Origin of the sequence: Paenibacillus barengoltzii NBRC 101215 (assembly GCF_004000745.1) — a bacterium.
GTDB classification, from domain to species: Bacteria; Bacillota; Bacilli; order Paenibacillales; family Paenibacillaceae; genus Fontibacillus; species Fontibacillus barengoltzii.
This window is the reverse complement of record NZ_BILV01000024.1, coordinates 16584-37052: the sequence shown is the minus strand read 5'-3', so window position 1 is coordinate 37052 and position 20469 is coordinate 16584. Positions and strand designations below refer to the sequence as shown.

Genomic DNA, 20469 nt, shown 5'->3' with positions numbered 1-20469 from the left:
AAAAGGAGCCGAGATTGGAACTGACCCCATAGTGTGAGACAAATTAAAAACACCTTCAAGAGAATGCAACCATGTCGTATGATATGGGAGACAACCTTGGAGGTGTTTTTTCGTTGGCAACCCGAGTAAGCTACCCAAAAGAGATTAAGATGAAGGCTATTGAAATGAGAATGGCTGGTATCCCAGTGAAAGAAGTTATGGAGCAATTGAACATACGACATGATTCTCAAGTGAGAACATGGATGCGATGGTATCGTAACGGAGAAATACATCGGTTTGAGCAGCCTGTAGGTAAACAATATAGCTACGGCAAAGGACCGGAATATACGTCAGAATTAGAGAAAGTAAAGGCAGAGAATAGGTTTTTGAAACAGCAGCTAGATCTCCTAAAAAAGTACAACGAGATGGAAAGGGGGTATCCTCAAAGATTGTAGTGGAATGGATCAAATCGATCCAAGGAGAAGTTAGCGTGGCACAAGCCTGTGCCTGGGCGGGACTCTCTCGTGCTACCTACTATCGCTGGAAGGATAAGTATGGAAGCGGGGATGCCAATCCTGTGGTAGAGAAAATCCGCGAACTCTGTTTGCAGCATAAATTTCGTTATGGATACCGTAAAATCACCGCTCTACTTCGGAAAGAACAAGCGATTAACCATAAACGAGTGCAACGGATTATGCAGCGTGAAGAGCTGCAATGCCGTGTCAAAGTCAAGAAACGCAAACCTACAGGGCAGCCAGCCTATATAGCAGAACACTTGCTAAAACGCCAATTTGAGGCCGATCAACCTATGCAAAAACTCGTTACGGATATTACGTATTTACCGTTTGGAGGAAGAATGTTGTATCTATCAAGTATCCTAGACTTGTTTAACGGAGAAGTTGTGGCATACAGTATAGCTGACAAGCAGGACACTGCGTTCGTACTGGACACACTCCGTCAGCTGCCCAATCTACCAGGTACGATACTTCACAGCGATCAGGGGAGTGTCTACACTTCCCAGGCGTATCAGGAAGCTGTAAAGGAAAAGGGCATTACCATGAGCATGTCCCGCAAGGGAACGCCCGCTGATAATGCCCCCATCGAATCGTTTCATTCCACGCTAAAGTCTGAAACGTTCTATCTCGAAGGTTTAACGAGTACAACGACAGCAATCGTTGAACAGGTCGTTCGAGACTACATTACTTACTATAACTCAATTCGCATTCAAACAAAACTAAACAACCAGTCACCGATTGATTATCGACAACTGGCTGCTTAACTTGCAAGGTGTTTTTGATCCCTGTCTCACAAACGGGGGTCAGTTCCATTCACGGCTCCTTTTTTGTTTATTTTTTTCCGCCCCCCGCAACAGGAACAAGCTGAAGCAATTTCGACTCGGCCCCTTGCAGTGTGACGTGCAGCTCCGTTTTCTCACGCCATTCTTCACCAGTCCACAGATCCGTCACGCGGAAGCCGGACTTCCCTTTGTTGTCCATGGCAGCCCGCTCGAAGGAGATCGTCCGTTCCACCAGCTCGTTCGTGAAATTGAAGATCGCAAGATAATATCCCCCGCCGTCTTTTAAGATGTAAGCGTCCGCCGCTGCCGTTCCGGTGTTGCCCTCCATCGGCCGGAATGCTAGCCCTTTCTTCGCCACCGCATTCACCGCCGGGTTCACCAGCAGCTGCTCCATATATTCCCGGGCCGTCTGATTCGCCACATCATCCGAGTTGAGGAACACAGTACCGGAAATCGCCGCCGCGTTCACTCGGGTTTGCGCTCCAAGCAGCGAGCCGCCCTTCTCCAACGTCATATAGTCCGGATCCGTGTAGCGGTAGATGGTTCCGTTTTGCCACCACCCGTAGGTCAGGTTGTTTAACTGGTATTCCGTACTGCCCAGCGAACCGTCAACATCGCAGGAGATCCGCCGGCTGTGCGCGTATTGGCTGGGGAACAGCGGCGCGATCGACGCGCTGATGAACATCGAGCCGTCCAGCGCATCCACAATGTAAGCCATTCCTTCGTTATAAGCCTGAATACCAGTAAAAACTTGCGGGTTAAAGTGTTGGCCTTCCAATGCGCCATGGCTCAGAAAATCCAGCTTAATATACTCGAAGCCGTGCTCCTTAAAGCGATTCATATAATAGTCGATACGCTGCTTCGTCCCTGGATGGGTCGGATCGACGGCATAGGCGCCGTCGATCTTCGGCAGCGGATTCCCTTGCGCATCGCGAAGAACGATATCGCCATAGGTATATTTTCCGTCCGTGCCTTCCACAGTCTGGTTCAAATTATCGCCCCAGTAGACGAACGGGCCGTAATAGATGCCTGCTTTTTGACCGTTCGCCTTAATATAATCCACCAGTTGCCCCAGCTGCTCATCGTTCATATTATCCCAGTACGAGTCGAGGTTCATATACAGCTGACCTTCGTTATTAAACGACTCTCCTTGCAGCTTCTCCTTAAAGAAATTGGAGGTTTCGATCACTTGATCGTAGCTTAATTTGCTGCCGACAGCTCCCCAGCTGTTCCAGCCCACCGGAACCCCTTGCGGAACACCGGGACCAAATGCCAGCGGCGGGGCTTCCACTGCATTTGCCTGACCATAGGTTTCCAAACCGTCCCGATAGTCGGTAAAAAATCCAACAAACACCTTCGGAGAAGCAATCGTCGTCCCGCTGACCTTGGCATGCGGCAACGAATCGTGCGTGGAAGCCAGAGAAGTGAAGCCGCCATATACGTTCAGCTTGTTCAGACGGTCATTGGATCCGCTCCAATAAATGCCGGTTTTCCACGTATCATGGCTAACCGAACCCACCACAAAGCCGCGACGGCTGTCGTTATCGAAAATGGCCGTCAGTTCCGAGCTTTCATAATTTTGATTGTTTAGATCCGTGTTGATCGTCTTGGACAAATACCGCGACCATGCATCGTTATCAAAAGGAGCTACCAGCACCCGGTTGTCGCCATATTGGCCGATATCCACGCCGCCGCGGTGATCCACAATCAGCGGGGCAATATAGTTCGTTGCGAGCGGCGTATCTTGCTCGGCAATAACTTGAGTGAGCAAGTAATCCTTCTGCTCATAGATATAGTAGATTTGCTTCAGGGTCGGCAGACCTTCCTGCCTGTTGTTCACCGTGACCTTGATCCCTTTGCCGCCACGGTCGTGGAACCGCTCCACCTCTTCCAGCTTGAACTCATGCTTGGCGTAATCCTTGCTGGTTAAGTACTGGTCCAACTGAATGGAGCTGTACGCCCCTTGGATCTTGGCCTCTTCACCGCGATTTTTCCAGCTGTACGCCGAGAGCCCATTTTCCGTATTATAGAGCAACTTCAGACTGCCGCTGGTTACGCTCATCCCTTTCGCGTGCCGGGTAACGGCAATCGGCCCGTATTTCACCGTACTGAGCGGCGCACCAAGCTCCAGATCTTCACCGTTCCCCGGATCGGTTCCCGGCTCCGAGGACGTGACGAAGGTCAAGCTGATTTTGTCCAAATCCGGAGCATATCCGCCGTCATCGTCAAAAGACAACGTATTATCGCCCGCCTGTAAACGGACCTCAAAGTCGAATACGCCCACCGTATTCCAATCCTTCGTCGCCGGCGGCGAGAAACGCTCCCGCTCTCCGCCATTTACGCTGACCATAAACGAACGGGGATCCCCGGAAATATAGGACAAGCTTAGCTTATAAACGCCTGCCTCCGTTACATTCACCCCGTTAAACTGCATCGCCGAGCCTTGGTAAAGGTTGCCTACTTTTGCTCCGCCGGAGCAGGTGTCGCAAGGAACCGGACCGGCTTTGCCGGAGTAGGTATTTGCCGCCGCCTCCGCCTCAAACGTATAAACCGCCTCCGTTGCTTGCGTGCTTCCTCCTTCAGCGGCCGCCTGTTTTGGGGCGATCTGCGCGCCACCTGTCAGCGAACAAGCCAATATCGCCATCAGTACATATCGGAGCATTGCACTCCACCTCGACCTCTTCCCCGTACCCGCCTTCACGAATCATCCATCCTTTCATCGATAAGTTCGATTACGAACCCCATGTTAAAATAGACAGCGCTTTCTTTCTATAACTCAAAATGCCGATTTATAGCGGAAATTAAAGTTCTTTTCCAATTTCGATGCAAACAAAAAACAGCCTGCCGTCCTTATTAGGACTTTCAGGCTGTCTGCAAAAGAGAAGGATGGAACTAAAGATCCAGCCGCGTTCTTAACGCCGTAATATGAGCAAGATGATGATTCCCGTGCCAAGCGTAGTTTCCGAGGTTGTAGGCCAAGCTCGTCGTTTTCCCCGATTCGGGATGGTGGAACGAACGCTCAAAATCTTCCTCGCTCAGCGATCTCAACAGGTGGGTCCAGCGACGATGCAGCGCTTCCAACAGAAGCAGTGAAGCTTCGATGTCTCCCTCGTAGTCGGACAGCTTCGCCCAACGGTCTTCGTGATAAGGCCGAATCGTTGGGGTCTCTTCAGTTAGCGCCAGTTTAAACCGGGTGTAGGCATTGATATGGCTGTCAGCCAGATGGTGCACAACCTGCCGCAGCGTCCAGCCGCCCTCGCGGTAAGGAAGGTTCAGCTGATCTTCACTTAATCCGGCCACCGCCTGCCTTAATCGCGTCGGCAGCGTCTCGATTTCACGTATCCATTGATCTCGCTGTGCCGCCGTAATCTCGCCTGTGAAGGCATACTCGCCTATCGGATATCTAGGGTCCATGTCTGGTTCGCCTCCTGATCAGGAATTAAACTGCCACTTTCACTTTCTTATTGATTCATTTATACCTGATCAAGCTGACATTGTCGATAACCTATTCCATACGATTAAAGCTTAGGACTTGTCCTTTGGGCTATTCTCTGCTACGATTTTGGCGCAGGTTAAACTATGTTTAAATGTCGAGGAGGGGACGAAAATGGAACATTCTAAAGAATCCGGCATTCTGCCGTTGCCGCTCAACCTGAAGTTGCAAAATGGGAACCAGATGGCTGTCCATGCGGCGTTATTATGGGGTACCGATCATCTCGTCCTTGTTGACACCGGGGTTCCCGGGCAATTGGATGTGATTCGCGAAGGGTTGGAGCAAGCAGGATTCTCCTTGGATCAACTGACCCATGTGATCATTACACATCAAGACCGCGACCATATCGGCAGCCTGCCGGAGCTGATCCGGGCGAAGGAAGGGAAGTTGGAAGTGTTGGCCCACGAGGAGGGGATTCCGTATCTGGCTGGTGAAATCCCGCTGATTAAATACGGAATCAAAGCCGAACCGGTTAAGGTAGATCGGGCGCTTCACAATGGGGAGAAGCTTCCATTTGGCGGGGGACTAACCGTAGTGCACACCCCCGGTCACACGCCTGAACATATCAGCTTGTATCATCCTTCCAGTAAAACGTTGATCAGCGGAGATGCGCTGACCTCAAGCGATGGAACGTTACAACCACCCGAAGCGAAGTACACGCCAGATTACCCTCGGGCCCTTCAGTCGGTTGCAAAATTGGCCGCGCTCGATGTGGAAACCGTGATCACCTATCATGGCGGCGTATGTACCGGGGCGGTTCAAGAACGGATGAAGGAGATTGCGGCAGGCGTAAAATAAACCGTTCGCGGCAACAGAACCGCTAGATATCCCCTACCGGAGTTAAGCCGGTTAACCAGTTTAATTCGCTGTCTTCCATAAAACGCGACGGCCAGCTTCGGTCGTCCTCGCCCCAATCGGCAAACGTGCGGACCGAATGGTAAAAAGCTTCGATCCGCTCGGCCGTTGGCTCTTGTAGCATTTGTTCGATCAAATACAGGAGGTTCTCCGGTCGAGCCGGGGCTGTACATTTCTGTTCTCCTCTTCTTTTATCTGCATCCGTCCAGTGGATTTAAGCCAGCACTCGGTCCCCCCGTGTATTCGGGCGGGATATAACAAGGAATTCCACCGCTTCAGCGGATCGGTTCATGGCCTGATGCGGCATATTCGGCGGGATCTCAAGCCCTTCATGCGGATGAAGCTCGTATTGGATTCCATCCAATTCGAGATGCAGACAACCGGACAGGACGAAGAAAAACTGCTCCGCCTTTTCGTGAAAATGCCGGACTTCCTGGCTGTCCGGGGGCATTTTCTCATGGATAATGCTGCACTCCTCCCGATCCACCAGCCGCCAACCGTCGCAATTTCCGCCCCACACATAATGCTCTGCGTTCTGTTTACTGATCACTTCATCTCCATCCTCTCTGCGATAAAATGACGCAGCCGTGCATCCTCCCACTTATACAGCGTTAGCAGCGTTTCATAGTAAGCTTGGCGTTGTCGTTCATTGTCTTTTTGCAAATACGTTAGATCCATAAAGTTGCTCGTCAGCCTTCCGCCCGCTGCAACGGTCTGGCCGTAACGCCTTCATGTGTCATTTGCACTGGCTGGATTCGCCCTTCCTCGTCAAACAACATGCGATCCATGCAAACTACGCGATGATTCGCATCGGTTTCATTAAGCGGTCGGCGATGGTAAACGATGTACCACTCGTCGCTGCCCGGAATTTGCAGAAATCCATGATGCCCGGCACCGGTGGCGATGGCTGGATCCTGCTGCAGAATCTTGCCCACGCGCTTGAACGGCCCGATCGGTGAATCGGACATAGCATAGGCCACGGAATAATCCGGTCCGGTCCATCCCCCTTCCGCCCACATAAAATAATAAATGCCGTTACGCTTAAACATGCAAGGCCCTTCAACATAATGGTCCGGAGTGATCTCCTTGAACGTGGTTCCATCCTCGAATGTGTCCAGATGAACCATATCCTCGGTCAGCTTTGCCACATTGCAATGTCCCCAGCCCCCATAGTAGAGGTAAGCGCTTCCGTCATCATCGAGAAAAACATGAGGATCAATCGGCTGCGCTCCAAAATGAAACCGATCAATTAACGGCTTGCCCAGCGCATCCCGGTAAGGCCCTTCCGGCCGATCAGCCACCGCCACGCCGATGCCGCCCAGCTCCTCGTCGCTTTGGATGTCATTCGCCGCAAAGTAGTAGTAGAACTTACCACTTCGTTCGATCGGCGATGGGGCCCATAACGCTCGCCGCGCCCAAGCGATGTCGTCCATCGTCAGGATGCGCTCCACCTTCGTCCACTCCGTCAAATCCGTAGAGTAGAAAGCATCAAAAAAGGTCTGTTCATCATAAGGGGCCGAGTACGTCGGGTAAATCCAATATCGATCCTGAAAAATCCTCGCTTCCGGGTCCGCATACCAGCCTGGAAATACGGGATTTCCGGATCTCTTGATCTGCTCTTCGTTCATGGGGCTCCTCCTTTGCTTAATGGCTTGTATGGATATCTAAGGCTATATTCGCCGCCGGGGAGATCCATACCTGCCTACATGAATTAAGAATACAAAAACCGCCCTGCATATGCAGAGCGGTTCCTAAGCGATAAGATGTTAATTCACGCTCATATAACGGTCGTAGGCGTCGGTGCGGATTTTCAGCAGCTTCTCCAAGCCCATGGCGTTCAGCTTCTTCACGTAAGCATCCCAGCCTTCGTCGATGCCGCCTTTGGTTACCCACTGGGCGCGCATCGTTGATACATAGGTATCGATATCCGTAGTTAGGGTTGGGAGCTCCTGGAACTCTTCAGCCGTATACATCACATTCGGGAATGGCGTAGTCACGTATTCGCTGCCCATTTTGTCGATCTCCAGCTTCAAGCCGTCGCCCGCTTTCGGGTTAAGAACAATGTTCTTCTCGAAGGAAGGGCTGACGTATTTCGGTCCAAAATCCCGCAGCGATTGCTCCCAGTACCAGGCATCTGCACTGGTTCCGGCCGGTGGATCCATCAAAGTATAGGTCCCATCGTCATTCTTCTGAATGACCGTACCGATCGCACCCCAGAAGTTCTGGATGCTCGCTTCGTTCGTATAGAACTGATCAGCCCAACGGGCGGCCACTTCCGGATATTTGCAGGAAGTCGTAATCAACAGCTCGTTACGGTTAAAGCTCATGCCGTTGGGATTCCCCGGATTGTAACGCTTCCCGTCGGGACCTGCAATCGGCGGAATGGCGATATACTGATCACTCCATTTGCCAAATACCGCATCCGGCGTCCATTGATTCGTAAATCCAACAATCGGAGCATCCGCATTTTGCTGTTTCGCCGACGTCATCGTCGCATCCTGAGTGAACAGCTCTTTGTCGATCAGGCCTTCCGCATACAGCTTATGGGCATATTTCAAGCCTTCCTTGTACTCCTCGCTGGTTGGATAGAACACCGGTTTACCGTCCTTCACCAGCATATTAGTGGCGTTGATATCAGTAATGCCAAAAGGATTCAGGAAATCCGGAGACAACCCTGTTTCGGTATACGGAATTTCGTCCGCCTTCCCGTTGCCGTTCGGATCCTGCTCCTTAAACGCTTTCAACACGTTGTATAGATCATCAATCGTGTCCGGCACTTGGAGTCCCAATTTATCCAGCCAAGCCTTGTTGATGACCGGCTGGTTTTTCGTTTTTGGACGCGACGGCAACCGGGTTGGCAAGGAATAGATTTTGCCGTCCGGGAACGTACTGATCTTCTTCAGCTCCGGTGTCTCGGCCATTGCTGCTTTGAGGTTTGGCATGTATTGATCAATGTACTCGTCCAGTGGACGGAAGTAACTTAAGTTATTCACGATATCGGAGTCGGAGAACGTCTGGTCGCCCAAAATAATATCCGGTAGCGTACCGCTGGCCAGCATAATCGACTTTTGTTCGTTCCAATCGTTGGAGGATACGACCTGCCATTCAATTTTGACGTTCGTACTCTTCTCCAAATCCTTCAGCCACTGATTCTGGGTAAACGTATCGCCCATGTTTCCCCAACGCATCGTTAACACTTTCAGCGTGACCGGTTCATTGACAATCGGCAGCCCCTCTTTATTAAAAAGGCTCGTATCGCTTGGCGCCGGACTTCTGGAATCCGCAGATTTACCGCCGCCGCACCCCGCGAGGCTAAGGGCAAGCGTTCCCGCAAGTATAAGCGAGGTCCATTTTTTGACTGATAATTTACCAGAATGTTTGCTCATTGCTCGTTCCCCCATTCTTAGATTGTACCATGCCTTACGTGTCCATCTAGCTCTTAACCGCGCCGATCATCACCCCCTGATTGAAATACTTCTGCAGGAAGGGATATACGCACATGATCGGGACGGTAGCGATAATAATGACGGAGTATCGCATCAAATTGGCGAGCCGAAGCGCGATTTGCGCCGCTTCTCCGGTTCCCATGCCGGACTGCATCTGGTTGGTGATCAGGATGTTACGCAGGATAAGCTGCAGGGGGTGCAGGTCTGGATTTTTTAAATAAATCAAAGCATTGAAGTAAGAGTTCCAGTAACCCACTGCGATCCATAACCCCAGGACGGCAATGATCGCCTTGGACAGGGGCAGCACAATTTGGGCGAGATATCGGAGGTTTCCGCAGCCGTCCATTTGCGCCGCCTCCCACAAATCCTCAGGAATGCTTGATTGAAAGAACGTCCTTGCCACGATGATATCGTACACAACCACGGAAAACGGCAGGACCATCACTAGAAATGTATCGTATAGATGGAAATCCCGAATCGTCAGGAAGGTCGGGATCAACCCGCCGCTGAAAAACATCGTAAAGATGAAAAATAAAGAAAGGAATTTTCGTCCGATCAAATCCTTCCGCGACAGCGCGTACGCCGCCGACACGTTCACGATCAGGCCAATAGCCGTGCCTACTACCGTATACAATATCGTGTTTCTGTAGCCAATCCAAATATTATCGTGCTTCAGCAGCTCCTTATAGCCATCCAGAGTAAACCCCTTGGGAAAAAACCACACCTGCCCGTTCGCCACTGCTGAAGGATCGCTGAAGGAAGCAATCACGATAAAATAAAGCGGATAAATGATCACAATCAGAAACAGCACCGCAAAAACATAGAGCAGCACTTCCATCACTTTGTCGGAAGACCGATTGTTGATGGGCTGTACGGCTGGACTGGATACAGAATGGGCTGGCTCCATTTTCATCTCTTTCTCCCCCTTTCCTACCACAGGCTGTTCTCACTGTATTTCTTATAGATCTGGTTCACTAGAATCAGCAGCAGGAAGTTAATCAGCGTGTTAAACAGGTTGACCGCCGAGGAGAAGCTGTACTGGCTGCTTAGCAGGCCGATCTTGTAAATGTACGTAGAGAGAATTTCGCTTGCGGTAATATTCAAGTCATTCTGCATCAGGTAGACCTTCTCGAACCCAACTCCCAGCAGGCCGCCAACCCGCAAAATGAGCAGCGTTATTGCCGTCGGCATCAGCATCGGAATATCGATGTAACGGATTTTGTGCCAGCGGCTGGCTCCGTCAACGGTTGCTGCCTCGTACAAGCTGGGGTCCACTGTAGACAATGCGGCGATGTAAATGATGCTGTCCCATCCCACATGCTGCCACACATCCGACCAGACGTAGATGCTGCTGAACCAGGCGGCAGAGCCCATGATGTCGGGGGCTTCTCCTCCGAACAGCTTGTAGAGATTCCCCACTAGGCCAGTACTCGGGGAGAGCAGAATCAGGATCAACCCTACCATTACAACGGTAGAAATGAAATGCGGCATATACGAAACGGTCTGAAAGAAACGGCGGAACCGGTTTGCCCGCATCTGATTCACCATCAACGCCAACACAATTGGAATTGGAAACGTGGCGATACTGTATAAGCTGATGATGATGGTGTTCCGAATCGTCGCCTTAAATTGATATGAATGAAAAAATTTCTCAAAATGCTTAAACCCCACCCAAGGACTGCCGCCAATGCCCAGCGCCGGGCTGTAATCCTTGAACGCAATGACCACGCCGTACATCGGTTTGTACGCGAATAACAGCGTCAGCACCACCGCAGGCAACAGCAGCAGGTAAAGTCCCCGATTTCTTTTGATTTGTCCAAGCGTTCGCCTTAGGCTCACTGCGCCGGATTTCATTTCATCCCCTCCTTCTTCTTGATTGTCTAAACTCCCTAGGCATGCCTTCCGCCTGCACGGCGGCTTTCATGTCTTGAGTATAGCGCTGAGCCGGGGCGTTTATCGGACTCCAAGTCGGCAGTAAACGGACTTCTGTTCATAGGCTCTCGTGATTTTGAAGCTTGTCCCCTCAATAAGCAACAGAAGGGAATATCAGAATCCGGACTTGATTTGACGCTTTCCGGACTTTTCGATGGCGTGGGATGGATTCGGTCTTCTTTTTCTATAGGAAGGAATTATAATAGGGTTAACACCAATGACAGCGCATTCATGGATGTTTTCACATCAGTCAGAACAAGCTAGTTCCGGCAGGAAGAGGCGAGGGGAACATGGTCAAAAGAGCGAAAAACAAACAATATCCAATTCGGCACTACGTGAACATCATGTTTCTGATCTCCTTCATCGTCCTGATCCTGGATTTCGTGATCAGCTTATCGGCAGTATCGATCGTCAAGCAGCAATCCACGCGGTTTCTGCAAGATACGGCGGATCTGTACATCAACCGGATCAACCATGATTTCGCTTATATTAACCACTATACGGGCTGGACGTTGGCGAACGATGAGAACTTGCAGGCGATGAACGATCATCCGATGAACAGCGTGGCATTTTTTGAGGGGAATGAAAATCTGCACAAACGTTTTAATGAGCTGCAAAAAAACTACGGCCAGGAATACAATTTCTTCGTGTATTTAAAGAACCAGGATTTCTTCCTTAACTGCGCGCCAATCAGCATCCCGTATTCAGATTACTTGGAGCTGAAGGAACAGGTTGTTGCTAACGTAGAAGCGGGCCGGGACGTTTACGAGAAAATTTACTCCAAGTGGACTCCCGTTGAAATTAACGGCAGGCACTATATTACCAACATCGTCCCGTATCACGACAGCTACATGATCAGCCTGGTGTCAGCAGATCAACTGATTCGTCCTTTACGTGAACTGAATCTCGGCAAGAACGGGTATGTCTCCCTGGTGGATGATCGCGGTCAGGCCTTAACCAGCCCCATCTCCAATAACGGCGCATGGATGGATGAGGATCGACGCTCCTCATTTTTTCAGAACTTATTCAAGGGCGGAACGACGGTGAATGGGGAGTTCACGAACGCGACTTTTCACGTCAAGCTGGTCATCCAGTTTGGAACCTTCGAGAAAATCATGATCGCCCAGCTGCTAATTCTTCTGCTCGCGGTCATGATCACCTGCAGCCTGGGATTCATCCTGCTCTATTTCCGCAACAAAGTCCTTCTACCGATCAAGAGCTTCTCCTATAATCTGGCGTTTTGGACGGAGGAAGGGGAGGTGCTGGCCTTCGAGAGCAGTAAGATCGTCGAGCTGGAAAGAGCCAATAAGCAATTTATGAACCTGGTCGACCAGATCAAGAAATTTAAAATCGACTTGTACGAACGGGAACTGGAGAAGCAGCGAATCCAATTGGATTATATGAAGCTGCAGATTAATCCGCATTTTTTCCTGAATTGTCTGACGAATATTTATAGCATGGCGCAAATGCAGCTGTACCGGGAAATCGAGCAGATGGCTTTGTCCACCTCGCGGTATTTCCGTTACATCTTTCAGAACAACGGGAATTTCGTAAAGTTAAGAGACGAAATTGAGCATGTGCGGATTTATCTAGATATTCAGAAGCACCGCTATCCTGATGCACTGGTCTATTCGATCGATGCGGAGGAAGATTGGGCTGAGGAGGTGCGAATCCCGCCGCTCGTCCTGCAGACTTTTGTGGAAAATGCCGTTAAATATGCGGTGTCCCGGATTTCACAAGTACACATCGCGCTCTCGGTGCGATGGGAGCGTGCGAGGAGCGAGGATCGCATGACGATCCTAATTACCGATACCGGGCCCGGATTTCCACCGGAAATTCTGGAGTGTCTGCAGAACGGCACCCCCTTGGATCAATCCGCTGGCAACCATATCGGAATCATGAATACGCTGAAGCGTTTGGAGTCTCTCTACAACGGGGATGCAGTCGTATCGTTCTCCAATCGGGAGAACGGCGGTGCATGTGTGATCTTATCCCTCCCAGCAGAAGTTGGGATGAACAGGAGCGTGGCAGTATGAACGCATTAGTTGTGGATGACGATGTTTATGTTGTCGCTGCTTTAGAGAAGAAAATCGAATGGAAGGCGCTGGGCATTGATAAGCTCTATACCGCAAACAACGTCGCCCTGGCTCGCGACATCCTGCAACAGTACCCGATACAAATCCTGATCTCTGACATCGAGATGCCGCAGGGGAGCGGGCTGGAGCTGCTCGCCTGGATTCGGGAAGAGAATTACAACGTTCAAGCGATCTTCCTGACGAACTATGCGGATTTCAATTATGCGCAGAAAGCGATTGAGCTGCAGAGCTTCGAGTACTTCTTGAAGCCCATCGAGTTCGATAAGCTGATGCTGATCCTTCGTAAGGCGATCGCCCGAGCCGAGGAACAGCAGCAGCGGGAGAAGGCGATGCAAGAAGGGGTACTGTGGCAGCGAAATCAGGCCAATCTCTTGGAATATTTCTGGCGTAAGCTGGTGAGCGCAAGCCTTACCGCCCCACTTAAGCCGGCAGCGGTGATTCAGGCGGTGGAAGATCAGCAGCTTGCCTACCTTCCGTCCGATATCCTCCAGCCGGTGCTGATTCACGTATTCCCATATAGCGGCAGCTTGGGGCGGGAGGAAAAAGGACTGTTCGATTTTGCCCTTGGGAATGTAATGAGCGAGCTGCTGCATCATTCGCAGTTTACCGCCGAGACGATCCTGGAGGTGAAAGAGCATCAATGGATGGCTATCCTCAAGTGGAATGCTCCGCCGAACCCCAGCGTACTTGCGGAATTGTGCTCTGAAGGGATTCGCCGAGCCAACGCCTATTTGCATTGTGATGCTTGCTGCTTAGTGGGCCTCTCCGATCAGCTGGAACGAATTGGCCACGCGCTGCACCAGCTGCTGATGATGAACGAGAGCTTAACCAAAACCCGCAACCGAACCTATTGGGCAGAGCGCGATGATTTGAAAAAGCAACCAGTATATCATCCCCCGAACCTGACCCGTCTGGAGGAGCTGCTTCATCAGAACGATTCGGCTTCGTTCCTTGCCGAGACGGCGAGATACCTTCGCGACTGCTTGGACCGCAAAACGCTGGACACTTCCAGCCTCGCCTTGTTCCGTCTGGATATTGTGCAACTTGTCTACGCCTTCTTAAAGTTAAAAGGAATCGAAGCGCACAAATTATATGCGGCACGGGCCAATGAGCAGCTGTTGGCGCAGTCACTCCATTCGATCGAAGACATGCAGGAGTATGTCACTTACTTGGTGAATACAGCCATGGCTTATCGGGATTTTGCGGCGGAACCGAAATCCGTTGCTGAAGAGATCAAGCAGTACATCCACGCCCATTACGGAGATGAGCTGACCCGGAACGATCTCGCGGAGGTTGTCTACCTCAACCCGGATTACCTCGCCCGTTTATTCAAGAAAGAAACGGGGATTTCGCTGGGCAGTTACATCATCCGAGTCCGGATCTCCGTCGCCAAGCAGCTGCTCGAAACGACCAAACTGTCCGTGTACGCTGTCGCCAACCAAGTTGGCTATGCCAACTACTCCTACTTCTCCAAGCTGTTCAAGCAAGAGGTCGGCGTCACGCCCAACGATTACAAGAAGAACCCGCGCAGCGCGGAGCGATGGCGGGTGGCGGAGCGGGCTTGATGGCACGCCAAGCGCAGGAAGAAGGGCCTTTCCGACTGTTGGATAGGCCCTTCTCCTTGATTTATTTTGACTTTTGCACCTTAAACGTAAATTTCCATTCCGCTGTATTCCCGGAATATCGGCCTCGATTTTCGGTGACCTTTACCTTAAGTGACTTGGTGATGTCCTTGGTCACCGAGGACACTTTCACCGTTGCGTTAGCCGAGCCGCTCTCGGGGATTTTGTCCTGCTCTTCCGCATACGCCTTTAACTTTAGGCTCTCCGATGATTTAAGTTTCAAAGTAACACTTGAGCCTTCTTCGATCTCTTTGCCATTCACCGATGCCGTGGTATACCACTCGTTACCCACGTGACTGTTTTCCACCAGTTCCACGCGGACGAGCGTCACCTTGAGCTTCACCGTGCTGGTCGCAGCCGATACAGGTTGAACCAAGCAAAGTAAGATCACGGAAAACATCAGGAAGAGTTTTAGTGCTTTTTTCATTGAGAGTGCCTCCCTCAAAGCATATTACTGAATCATTCAACCCGCCTCAGATTTGCTTCGATTTTATTTTCCAACCTAAAGCAAGAACCGCTCCAGCGCGCCCGTATCTGTAATGCTATGGTTGCAATCCCCGTTCTCCAGATAGACATATTTTCCGTAAATGGAGAAGTTGTCTGATGAAGCATGGGAGGACTTGGTCTTCACCGAGAAAAAAGGCAAGCTCTTAATGCCAATTGCAGAACAGACCTTCATCATCCCGCATTCATTTGACTATTGCCCAAGTCTGTTATAAGCTAACAATAGTCTAATTAGACTATTGAGTCGAGATAAAGGAGTTAAGCTGATGATCAAGTCATTTTTAATGTTAGGTCAGTCGAATATGGCGGGTCGTGGATTTTTGCATGAAGTCGATCCGATCTATAATGAGAAAATCAAAATGCTGCGCAACGGGCAGTGGCAGATGATGACGGAGCCGATCAATTACGACCGTCCGGTCTCTGGCGTTAGCTTGGCGGCATCCTTTGCTGATGCCTGGTCAAAGGCACATCCCGATGAGGAAATCGGGTTGATTCCTTGTGCGGAAGGAGGCAGCTCCTTAAAGGATTGGCATCCGGAAGGTACCCTGTTTCAGCATGCCTTATCCGAAGCCCGCTTCGCTCAGCAGTCCAGTCAAATCTGCGGGATTCTTTGGCATCAGGGAGAAAGTGATAGTTATGGTTCACTTCATGAAACCTACTACGAGAAATTCGCCTTGATCATTGAGACCTTGAGAAACGAGTTAAATCTGGATGATGAAGTGCCGCTGATCCTTGGCGGGCTTGGGGATTTCTTAGGAAAAACCGGGTTTGGACAGCACGCGACGGAATATCAACAAGTTAATGAGCAATTACAGCGTTATGCCAACACGCATCCAAATTGTTATTTTGTAACGGCAGCGGAATTAACCGCGAATCCGGATGGGATTCATATCGATGCGGTTTCGCAGCGTAAATTTGGCTACCGGTATTTTGAGGCTTTTTCGAAAAAACGTCATGTCCTGGAGCCCCTTCCGGGAGAAGAACAGTCGCTGAACGTGGAGCGTAACTATTCAAAAAACGAACTGATTTACCTCCATAGCATGGATTTGGCATTGGGTAAAATCACCTACGCAGAATTCGAAGCTAGGATGGCGAAGGTGATGATGCCTTGATCCCCTTACTGATCCTTGGCTTACTGATCCAGAATCCCGGCGCTCACGGCTACGAGCTGCTAGCCCTCATGGAACAACGCCATTACAAGTACATCGTTAATTTCACCAAGGGGTCGTTTTATTACAATCTGCAGCAGCTTGAAGAGAAAGGTTGGATTGAACAGATCCAGCAAGAGTCCACAACCAGCAGACGCGAAACGCGAAACTACAAAATCACCCCCTCCGGAAGGGCAGAGTTCGAAAAGTTAATGGTCCAATACGGCACCAAATCGGAGTATGTGAACCTGCAATTTTATGGAGCGCTTCTGTTTGCTGATGAATATGACAAAGACAAGCTGCTAGAGCTGATCCAGTCGCAAATCGATCAGACCAAATCCCGAATTGCACTTTTGGATGAATACCTGTCCAGTACGCAGGAGATTCCGGGCACTCTCGATTACTTCCGCCTCATGAACGAAAACTCCCGAGCCCATCACTTGGTTAACCTGGAATGGTTTGAACGATTAAAAACAGAAATAACAAGAACCCCAAGGGCTTAGATGACTTTCATCTGAGCCTCTGGGGTTCTTGACCATTCCTCGTCGATACTGTCTAGATTGACGAACGCTCCCCCTTGTTCATCATGCCTTCACACTGCCGAGGACAAGGCCGCTCGTAAAGTATTTCTGTAAGAAAGGATAAACGGCCAAAATAGGAAGTGCTCCCAGGAAGAGTTGAGCGGCGCGTCCCGTTCTTACATTCATCATCGCCAAGAGCTGTGTATAATCGTTGTTGGATCGCTGCATAATTTGCTCGAAATTCAGCAACAGCGTCTGTAAATAGCTTTGCAGAGGGTAATTGGCGGTGTCGTTCATATAGATGATGCCGTCGAACCAAGAGTTCCAATGACCGACGATGCTAAATAATCCGACGGTGGCCAGCGCCGGCTTTAAGACTGGCATTAGAATTCGAATCAGAATTTGCAAAGGCCCCGCCCCATCGATAGTGGCCGATTCCTCGATCTCTTCCGGCAAGCCCCGAATGAAGTTCATTAATATAATCATGCTGAAAACTGGAAGCGCCCCCGGCAGAATTAAAGACCAAATGGAATCGATCAGCCCCGCTTTGACAACGATCAGATAATTCGGAATAAGCCCTCCGTTAAACAGCATGGTGATCACGAAAAATCCCATATAGAGCCCGCGCCCCGCTACTTTCTCTTTGGATTTGGACAGAGGGTAAGCGGTAAGCACCATTAATACAAGATTCACAAGCGTCCCTAATAGGACGCGCTGGACAGATACCCATAAGGCTTGAAAAAACTCCCCGCCTTTGATCGCAAACGCATATGCCTTTGTATTGAAATCAACCGGCCAAAAGGCGACTTCCCCCGCCGAGACAGCAGCACTGCCGCTGAAAGAGACAGCAAGCAGGTTCACGAAGGGCAGAATACAAAGCAGCGATGTTAATATGAGGATCACGTAGTTTACCGCTTGAAACAGCCTACGTCCCGGACTGCGGTCTAATATCATCGAATAGCCTCCTTTTCCCCGCTAAAAGATTCGATAGCCTGCAACCCGATCCGCCAAGAAATAGGACAAGGCGACCATCACGCAGGAAACAACCGATTTAAATAAACCTACTGCGGTTCCCACGGAATATTGCGCTTGCTGGATTCCGAGGCGATATACATAAGTGTCGATAATGTCGCCGGATTCATAAACAGCCGGGGAATACAGGTTAAATATCTGGTCAAACCCTGCGTTCAGTACATTACTCAGGGATAATACGGACATGAGCACGATGGTAGGCGCAAGCAACGGCAAGGTGATATAGAGCGTTTGCTTCCAACGTCTCGCTCCATCCATGACCGCAGCCTCGTACAAACCAGGGTCAATGCTTGTTAAGGCCGCTAAATAAACGACGGTTCCAAACCCAAATCCCTTCCAGATATCCGTCACAATCATGGTCCAAGGAAAGATGGAGGGACTACCTAGAAAAGAGATAGGGCCCACCCCGAATAAGCCGAGAAACGAATTGACAATCCCTTCCGAGCTCAGAATGTCAATCATGATACCCGCCATGATCACCCACGACAGGAAGTTCGGCAAATAAACCAACGTTTGAAACGTTCGTTTAATAAACGTATGAGCTACTTCATTCAGCAGCAATGCAAAGATGACGGGGACGACAATGCCGCCGATAATTTTGAAGATGGACATGTACAGGGTATTCCAGATCGTTCTTATAAAATTCGGCTGTTGAAAGACGTGGTGAAAATTCTCCATGCCGACCCAGGGGGAGTTGAAACCTAGCCCAGGATTATAGTCCTGAAAGGAAATAATTAATCCGTAAAAGGGAAGATAGCTGAAAATAAAAACCAGAACCACTCCCGGGATGAGCATGAGATGGAAGGCTCGCTGCCGCCATAATTTGTTGAGCATGATTTGATCCTCCGTTCATTGCCCGTACATTTCGTTAACGGCCTCAGTTACTTCGTTACCGCCGGCTGTCCGCCAGTTTTCAACTACCTTATCGAAATAATCAATGCTTTCTGCACCCATGATAATTTTGGTAAAGCCTTCCGTGAGGATGTCATCCAAGGTCGATCCATACTTGACGAGCACCTCGGGCGGAGCGCCCCACAACGCGGTCTTGATATATTGTTCGTTGTCAAGAATAGACTTGGCAAGACCGTACGCTGGCTTCGGGCTGCCTTGTTGAAGATAATCACCTGTGGCTGCTGGAGTTCCGTTTTTCTTGAACTCTACGCTGTTGTTATACTTCTGCCACATCCCGCTTGTCGTGAATTTGCTCGTGTCGTTGGTTTTCAGCGCTTCACTCACATGCTCGAACTGGGTATAGTCGGTTTCCGGGTTAATAATTTTGAATGCCCCGGTAACGTGAGCAATATCATTATCCAAAAAGGCAGATAAGGTTTCGGGATCCTCATTCTGTGCTCCTTCATCCAGCATGTAGGCATAGAAGTTGAGTAATTTGATAACCGCTTCGGGATTTTTGCAGTTCTTATTAACTACCGTATAAACTCCGTTGGCAAAGAAAATGGAATGCGTGGCTGGCTTCCCGTCGACGGTTGGAATATTGTACGGATAAAATACCGCCTCTTTGCCCAAGTTGGTGACGACGTCTACACCAGGGTTATATCCCCACCATTGATAATAAGGTTGGATGCCTGCCTTGCCTGACACCACACCTGCGTTCATAGCGCTAAAGTCTTTAATGGCGAATTCCGGATCAATGATGCCCAGTTTGTACCATTCCGCCCAATCGGCCAGGGCGTTCTTCATCTCGGGTTGAATCGTTCCGTATACCAGTTTCCCGTCTTCGCCCGGGATCCACATATCCGGGTGAGCCCCCCAACCGACGGCCAGAAGATTCAAATAATCGAGCGTCTGATCCACGGCCATGCCGAATCCGCCATAGGCCTCTTTAAATTTAAGCGCGATATTCTTAAGGTCGTCGATCGTCTTCGGGTCCGGCAAACCAAGTTCTTCTTTCCAGTCATTGCGAATCCAGATGTAATCCGGCTGATCAATGATCCCCCAATGCATCTGAGGAATCCCGTATAATTTGCCGTCTTTCATTCCCGATTCATAACTGGAGCGATCGGCTTCCATATAGCTTTTTACACGATCCGAGGCATACTTATTGAACACTTCGGTTAGATCCATGATCATATCCGCCTTAATCAATTGCTGCAATTGAGTCGGATTGACATGGAACACATCGGGAAGCTTCTTGGAGGATATCGCCAAATTTAATTTCGTATCATACTCGTCGGTTACCCAATCCGTTACGACGTCAATATTGAAGCGCTCTTTATACGCTCGCGTCCAGATGTTCTTGGTCATATCATCGCCATCAGGAAATTGCGCAGAAGCATATTCGGCACGAACGGTATGAAGGGTGACCGTTTCTTCGTAGGAGCCAAACGCATAATCGACTTCTCCTTTTTCATTTGTTGCCTGTTTAGGTTCTTCTCCATTGACAGCAGGTTGACTCGAATTTGTAGAATTACTGCAGGCCGATACCAGTACAAGAACAAAAGATAAGGATAATAAAACGGAAACTAGCTTTCTGTTCATACTTGCCCCCCTCATGAGTATGGAATACTTTCGCCTATATTGTAGAAG

The 20469-nt window shown here is 49.9% G+C and carries 20 protein-coding genes; 6 read left to right on the top strand and 14 right to left on the bottom strand.

Annotated elements, in window-relative coordinates:
* Positions 1–113: 113 nt before the first annotated feature.
* Positions 114–1258, top strand: a protein-coding gene (locus PBA01S_RS09080; protein ID WP_127575832.1) for an IS3 family transposase whose coding sequence is annotated in 2 segments (ribosomal slippage) — positions 114–387 and positions 387–1258 — 1146 coding nt in all. Because the reading frame shifts where the segments join, the coding sequence is not laid out codon by codon here.
* A 67-nt stretch (positions 1259–1325) separates the two neighbouring features.
* Here the strand turns inward: PBA01S_RS09080 and PBA01S_RS09075 are convergent.
* Together PBA01S_RS09075 and PBA01S_RS09070 are read right to left on the bottom strand one after the other, a co-directional pair.
* Positions 1326–3938 (bottom strand): carbohydrate-binding protein, encoded by a 2613-nt coding sequence (locus tag PBA01S_RS09075; RefSeq protein ID WP_255315317.1) that lies wholly within the window; start codon positions 3936–3938, stop codon positions 1326–1328.
* 230 nt (positions 3939–4168) lie between these two features.
* Entirely contained in the window at positions 4169–4690 is a 522-nt protein-coding gene (locus PBA01S_RS09070) for a YfiT family bacillithiol transferase (protein WP_085170488.1), read from the bottom strand.
* Between the two features lie 193 nt (positions 4691–4883).
* Between PBA01S_RS09070 and PBA01S_RS09065 the strand changes: the two genes are divergently transcribed.
* Positions 4884–5567: an MBL fold metallo-hydrolase gene (locus PBA01S_RS09065; protein WP_255315316.1), complete on the top strand. Its 684-nt coding sequence runs from the start codon at positions 4884–4886 to the stop codon at positions 5565–5567.
* Positions 5568–5589: 22 nt separating this feature from the next.
* Here PBA01S_RS09065 and PBA01S_RS22745 read toward each other — a convergent pair whose 3' ends face one another.
* The 7 genes from PBA01S_RS22745 to PBA01S_RS09040 form a co-directional block, all read right to left on the bottom strand.
* Positions 5590–5760 (bottom strand): hypothetical protein, encoded by a 171-nt coding sequence (locus PBA01S_RS22745; protein ID WP_157268784.1) that lies wholly within the window; start codon positions 5758–5760, stop codon positions 5590–5592.
* 78 nt (positions 5761–5838) lie between these two features.
* Positions 5839–6174 (bottom strand): cupin domain-containing protein, encoded by a 336-nt coding sequence (locus PBA01S_RS09060; RefSeq protein ID WP_127575821.1) that lies wholly within the window; start codon positions 6172–6174, stop codon positions 5839–5841.
* Positions 6171–6302, bottom strand: a complete 132-nt coding sequence (locus PBA01S_RS23105; protein WP_255315315.1) for a hypothetical protein — start codon at positions 6300–6302, stop codon at positions 6171–6173. Before PBA01S_RS23105 ends, PBA01S_RS09060 begins: the two co-directional genes overlap by 4 nt.
* Positions 6303–6313: 11 nt before the next feature.
* Entirely contained in the window at positions 6314–7252 is a 939-nt protein-coding gene (locus tag PBA01S_RS09055; RefSeq protein ID WP_085170489.1) for a glycoside hydrolase family 43 protein, read from the bottom strand.
* Positions 7253–7390: 138 nt separating this feature from the next.
* Complete coding sequence (locus PBA01S_RS09050) at positions 7391–9010, bottom strand: extracellular solute-binding protein (protein ID WP_127575820.1); 1620 nt, start codon at positions 9008–9010, stop codon at positions 7391–7393.
* Between the two features lie 46 nt (positions 9011–9056).
* Positions 9057–9983 carry a carbohydrate ABC transporter permease gene (locus PBA01S_RS09045; RefSeq protein WP_255315314.1) on the bottom strand — a complete coding sequence of 309 codons (927 nt, stop codon included), beginning with the start codon at positions 9981–9983 and terminating at the stop codon, positions 9057–9059.
* Positions 9984–10000: 17 nt separating this feature from the next.
* Positions 10001–10924, bottom strand: a complete 924-nt coding sequence (locus tag PBA01S_RS09040; protein WP_127575819.1) for an ABC transporter permease — start codon at positions 10922–10924, stop codon at positions 10001–10003.
* A gap of 368 nt (positions 10925–11292) precedes the next feature.
* Between PBA01S_RS09040 and PBA01S_RS09035 the strand changes: the two genes are divergently transcribed.
* Positions 11293–13038 carry a sensor histidine kinase gene (locus PBA01S_RS09035; RefSeq protein WP_127575818.1) on the top strand — a complete coding sequence of 582 codons (1746 nt, stop codon included), beginning with the start codon at positions 11293–11295 and terminating at the stop codon, positions 13036–13038.
* Positions 13035–14663 (top strand): helix-turn-helix domain-containing protein, encoded by a 1629-nt coding sequence (locus tag PBA01S_RS09030; RefSeq protein WP_028538637.1) that lies wholly within the window; start codon positions 13035–13037, stop codon positions 14661–14663. Before PBA01S_RS09035 ends, PBA01S_RS09030 begins: the two co-directional genes overlap by 4 nt.
* Positions 14664–14724: 61 nt before the next feature.
* On the opposite strand, the gene PBA01S_RS09025 is transcribed toward PBA01S_RS09030, so the two are convergent.
* Positions 14725–15147, bottom strand: a complete 423-nt coding sequence (locus tag PBA01S_RS09025) for a hypothetical protein (protein WP_127575817.1) — start codon at positions 15145–15147, stop codon at positions 14725–14727.
* Positions 15148–15222: 75 nt separating this feature from the next.
* On the bottom strand, positions 15223–15399 hold the full coding sequence (locus tag PBA01S_RS09020) for a hypothetical protein (RefSeq protein ID WP_174844475.1): 177 nt from the start codon (positions 15397–15399) through the stop codon (positions 15223–15225).
* Positions 15400–15490: 91 nt separating this feature from the next.
* Between PBA01S_RS09020 and PBA01S_RS09015 the strand changes: the two genes are divergently transcribed.
* Both PBA01S_RS09015 and PBA01S_RS09010 read left to right on the top strand, forming a co-directional pair.
* A complete protein-coding gene (locus PBA01S_RS09015; RefSeq protein WP_016311000.1) occupies positions 15491–16336 on the top strand; it encodes a sialate O-acetylesterase in 846 nt (281 codons plus the stop codon).
* On the top strand, positions 16333–16875 hold the full coding sequence (locus PBA01S_RS09010; protein ID WP_016310999.1) for a PadR family transcriptional regulator: 543 nt from the start codon (positions 16333–16335) through the stop codon (positions 16873–16875). Before PBA01S_RS09015 ends, PBA01S_RS09010 begins: the two co-directional genes overlap by 4 nt.
* An 81-nt stretch (positions 16876–16956) precedes the next feature.
* Here PBA01S_RS09010 and PBA01S_RS09005 read toward each other — a convergent pair whose 3' ends face one another.
* The 3 genes from PBA01S_RS09005 to PBA01S_RS08995 are packed head-to-tail and all read right to left on the bottom strand — an operon-like array spanning position 16957 to position 20421.
* Complete coding sequence (locus PBA01S_RS09005) at positions 16957–17847, bottom strand: carbohydrate ABC transporter permease (RefSeq protein WP_016310998.1); 891 nt, start codon at positions 17845–17847, stop codon at positions 16957–16959.
* A gap of 21 nt (positions 17848–17868) precedes the next feature.
* Entirely contained in the window at positions 17869–18759 is an 891-nt protein-coding gene (locus PBA01S_RS09000) for an ABC transporter permease (RefSeq protein WP_028538635.1), read from the bottom strand.
* A gap of 15 nt (positions 18760–18774) precedes the next feature.
* On the bottom strand, positions 18775–20421 hold the full coding sequence (locus PBA01S_RS08995; RefSeq protein WP_016310996.1) for an extracellular solute-binding protein: 1647 nt from the start codon (positions 20419–20421) through the stop codon (positions 18775–18777).
* Positions 20422–20469: the final 48 nt, after the last annotated feature.

What these genes read in the sequence shown, in the direction of transcription:
- PBA01S_RS09015 (WP_016311000.1), top strand. Translation starts at nt 15,491, where the DNA reads ATGATCAAGTCATTTTTAATGTTAGGTCAGTCGAATATGGCGGGTCGT.
- PBA01S_RS09045 (WP_255315314.1), bottom strand. Translation starts at nt 9,983, where the DNA reads ATGAAAATGGAGCCAGCCCATTCTGTATCCAGTCCAGCCGTACAGCCC.
- PBA01S_RS09070 (WP_085170488.1), bottom strand. Translation starts at nt 4,690, where the DNA reads ATGGACCCTAGATATCCGATAGGCGAGTATGCCTTCACAGGCGAGATT.
- PBA01S_RS09065 (WP_255315316.1), top strand. Translation starts at nt 4,884, where the DNA reads ATGGAACATTCTAAAGAATCCGGCATTCTGCCGTTGCCGCTCAACCTG.
- PBA01S_RS09005 (WP_016310998.1), bottom strand. Translation starts at nt 17,847, where the DNA reads ATGATATTAGACCGCAGTCCGGGACGTAGGCTGTTTCAAGCGGTAAAC.
- PBA01S_RS09075 (WP_255315317.1), bottom strand. Translation starts at nt 3,938, where the DNA reads ATGCTCCGATATGTACTGATGGCGATATTGGCTTGTTCGCTGACAGGT.
- PBA01S_RS09035 (WP_127575818.1), top strand. Translation starts at nt 11,293, where the DNA reads ATGGTCAAAAGAGCGAAAAACAAACAATATCCAATTCGGCACTACGTG.
- PBA01S_RS09000 (WP_028538635.1), bottom strand. Translation starts at nt 18,759, where the DNA reads ATGCTCAACAAATTATGGCGGCAGCGAGCCTTCCATCTCATGCTCATC.
- PBA01S_RS09025 (WP_127575817.1), bottom strand. Translation starts at nt 15,147, where the DNA reads ATGAAAAAAGCACTAAAACTCTTCCTGATGTTTTCCGTGATCTTACTT.
- PBA01S_RS23105 (WP_255315315.1), bottom strand. Translation starts at nt 6,302, where the DNA reads ATGGATCTAACGTATTTGCAAAAAGACAATGAACGACAACGCCAAGCT.
- PBA01S_RS09055 (WP_085170489.1), bottom strand. Translation starts at nt 7,252, where the DNA reads ATGAACGAAGAGCAGATCAAGAGATCCGGAAATCCCGTATTTCCAGGC.
- PBA01S_RS09030 (WP_028538637.1), top strand. Translation starts at nt 13,035, where the DNA reads ATGAACGCATTAGTTGTGGATGACGATGTTTATGTTGTCGCTGCTTTA.
- PBA01S_RS09020 (WP_174844475.1), bottom strand. Translation starts at nt 15,399, where the DNA reads ATGAAGGTCTGTTCTGCAATTGGCATTAAGAGCTTGCCTTTTTTCTCG.
- PBA01S_RS09050 (WP_127575820.1), bottom strand. Translation starts at nt 9,010, where the DNA reads ATGAGCAAACATTCTGGTAAATTATCAGTCAAAAAATGGACCTCGCTT.
- PBA01S_RS09040 (WP_127575819.1), bottom strand. Translation starts at nt 10,924, where the DNA reads ATGAAATCCGGCGCAGTGAGCCTAAGGCGAACGCTTGGACAAATCAAA.
- PBA01S_RS08995 (WP_016310996.1), bottom strand. Translation starts at nt 20,421, where the DNA reads ATGAACAGAAAGCTAGTTTCCGTTTTATTATCCTTATCTTTTGTTCTT.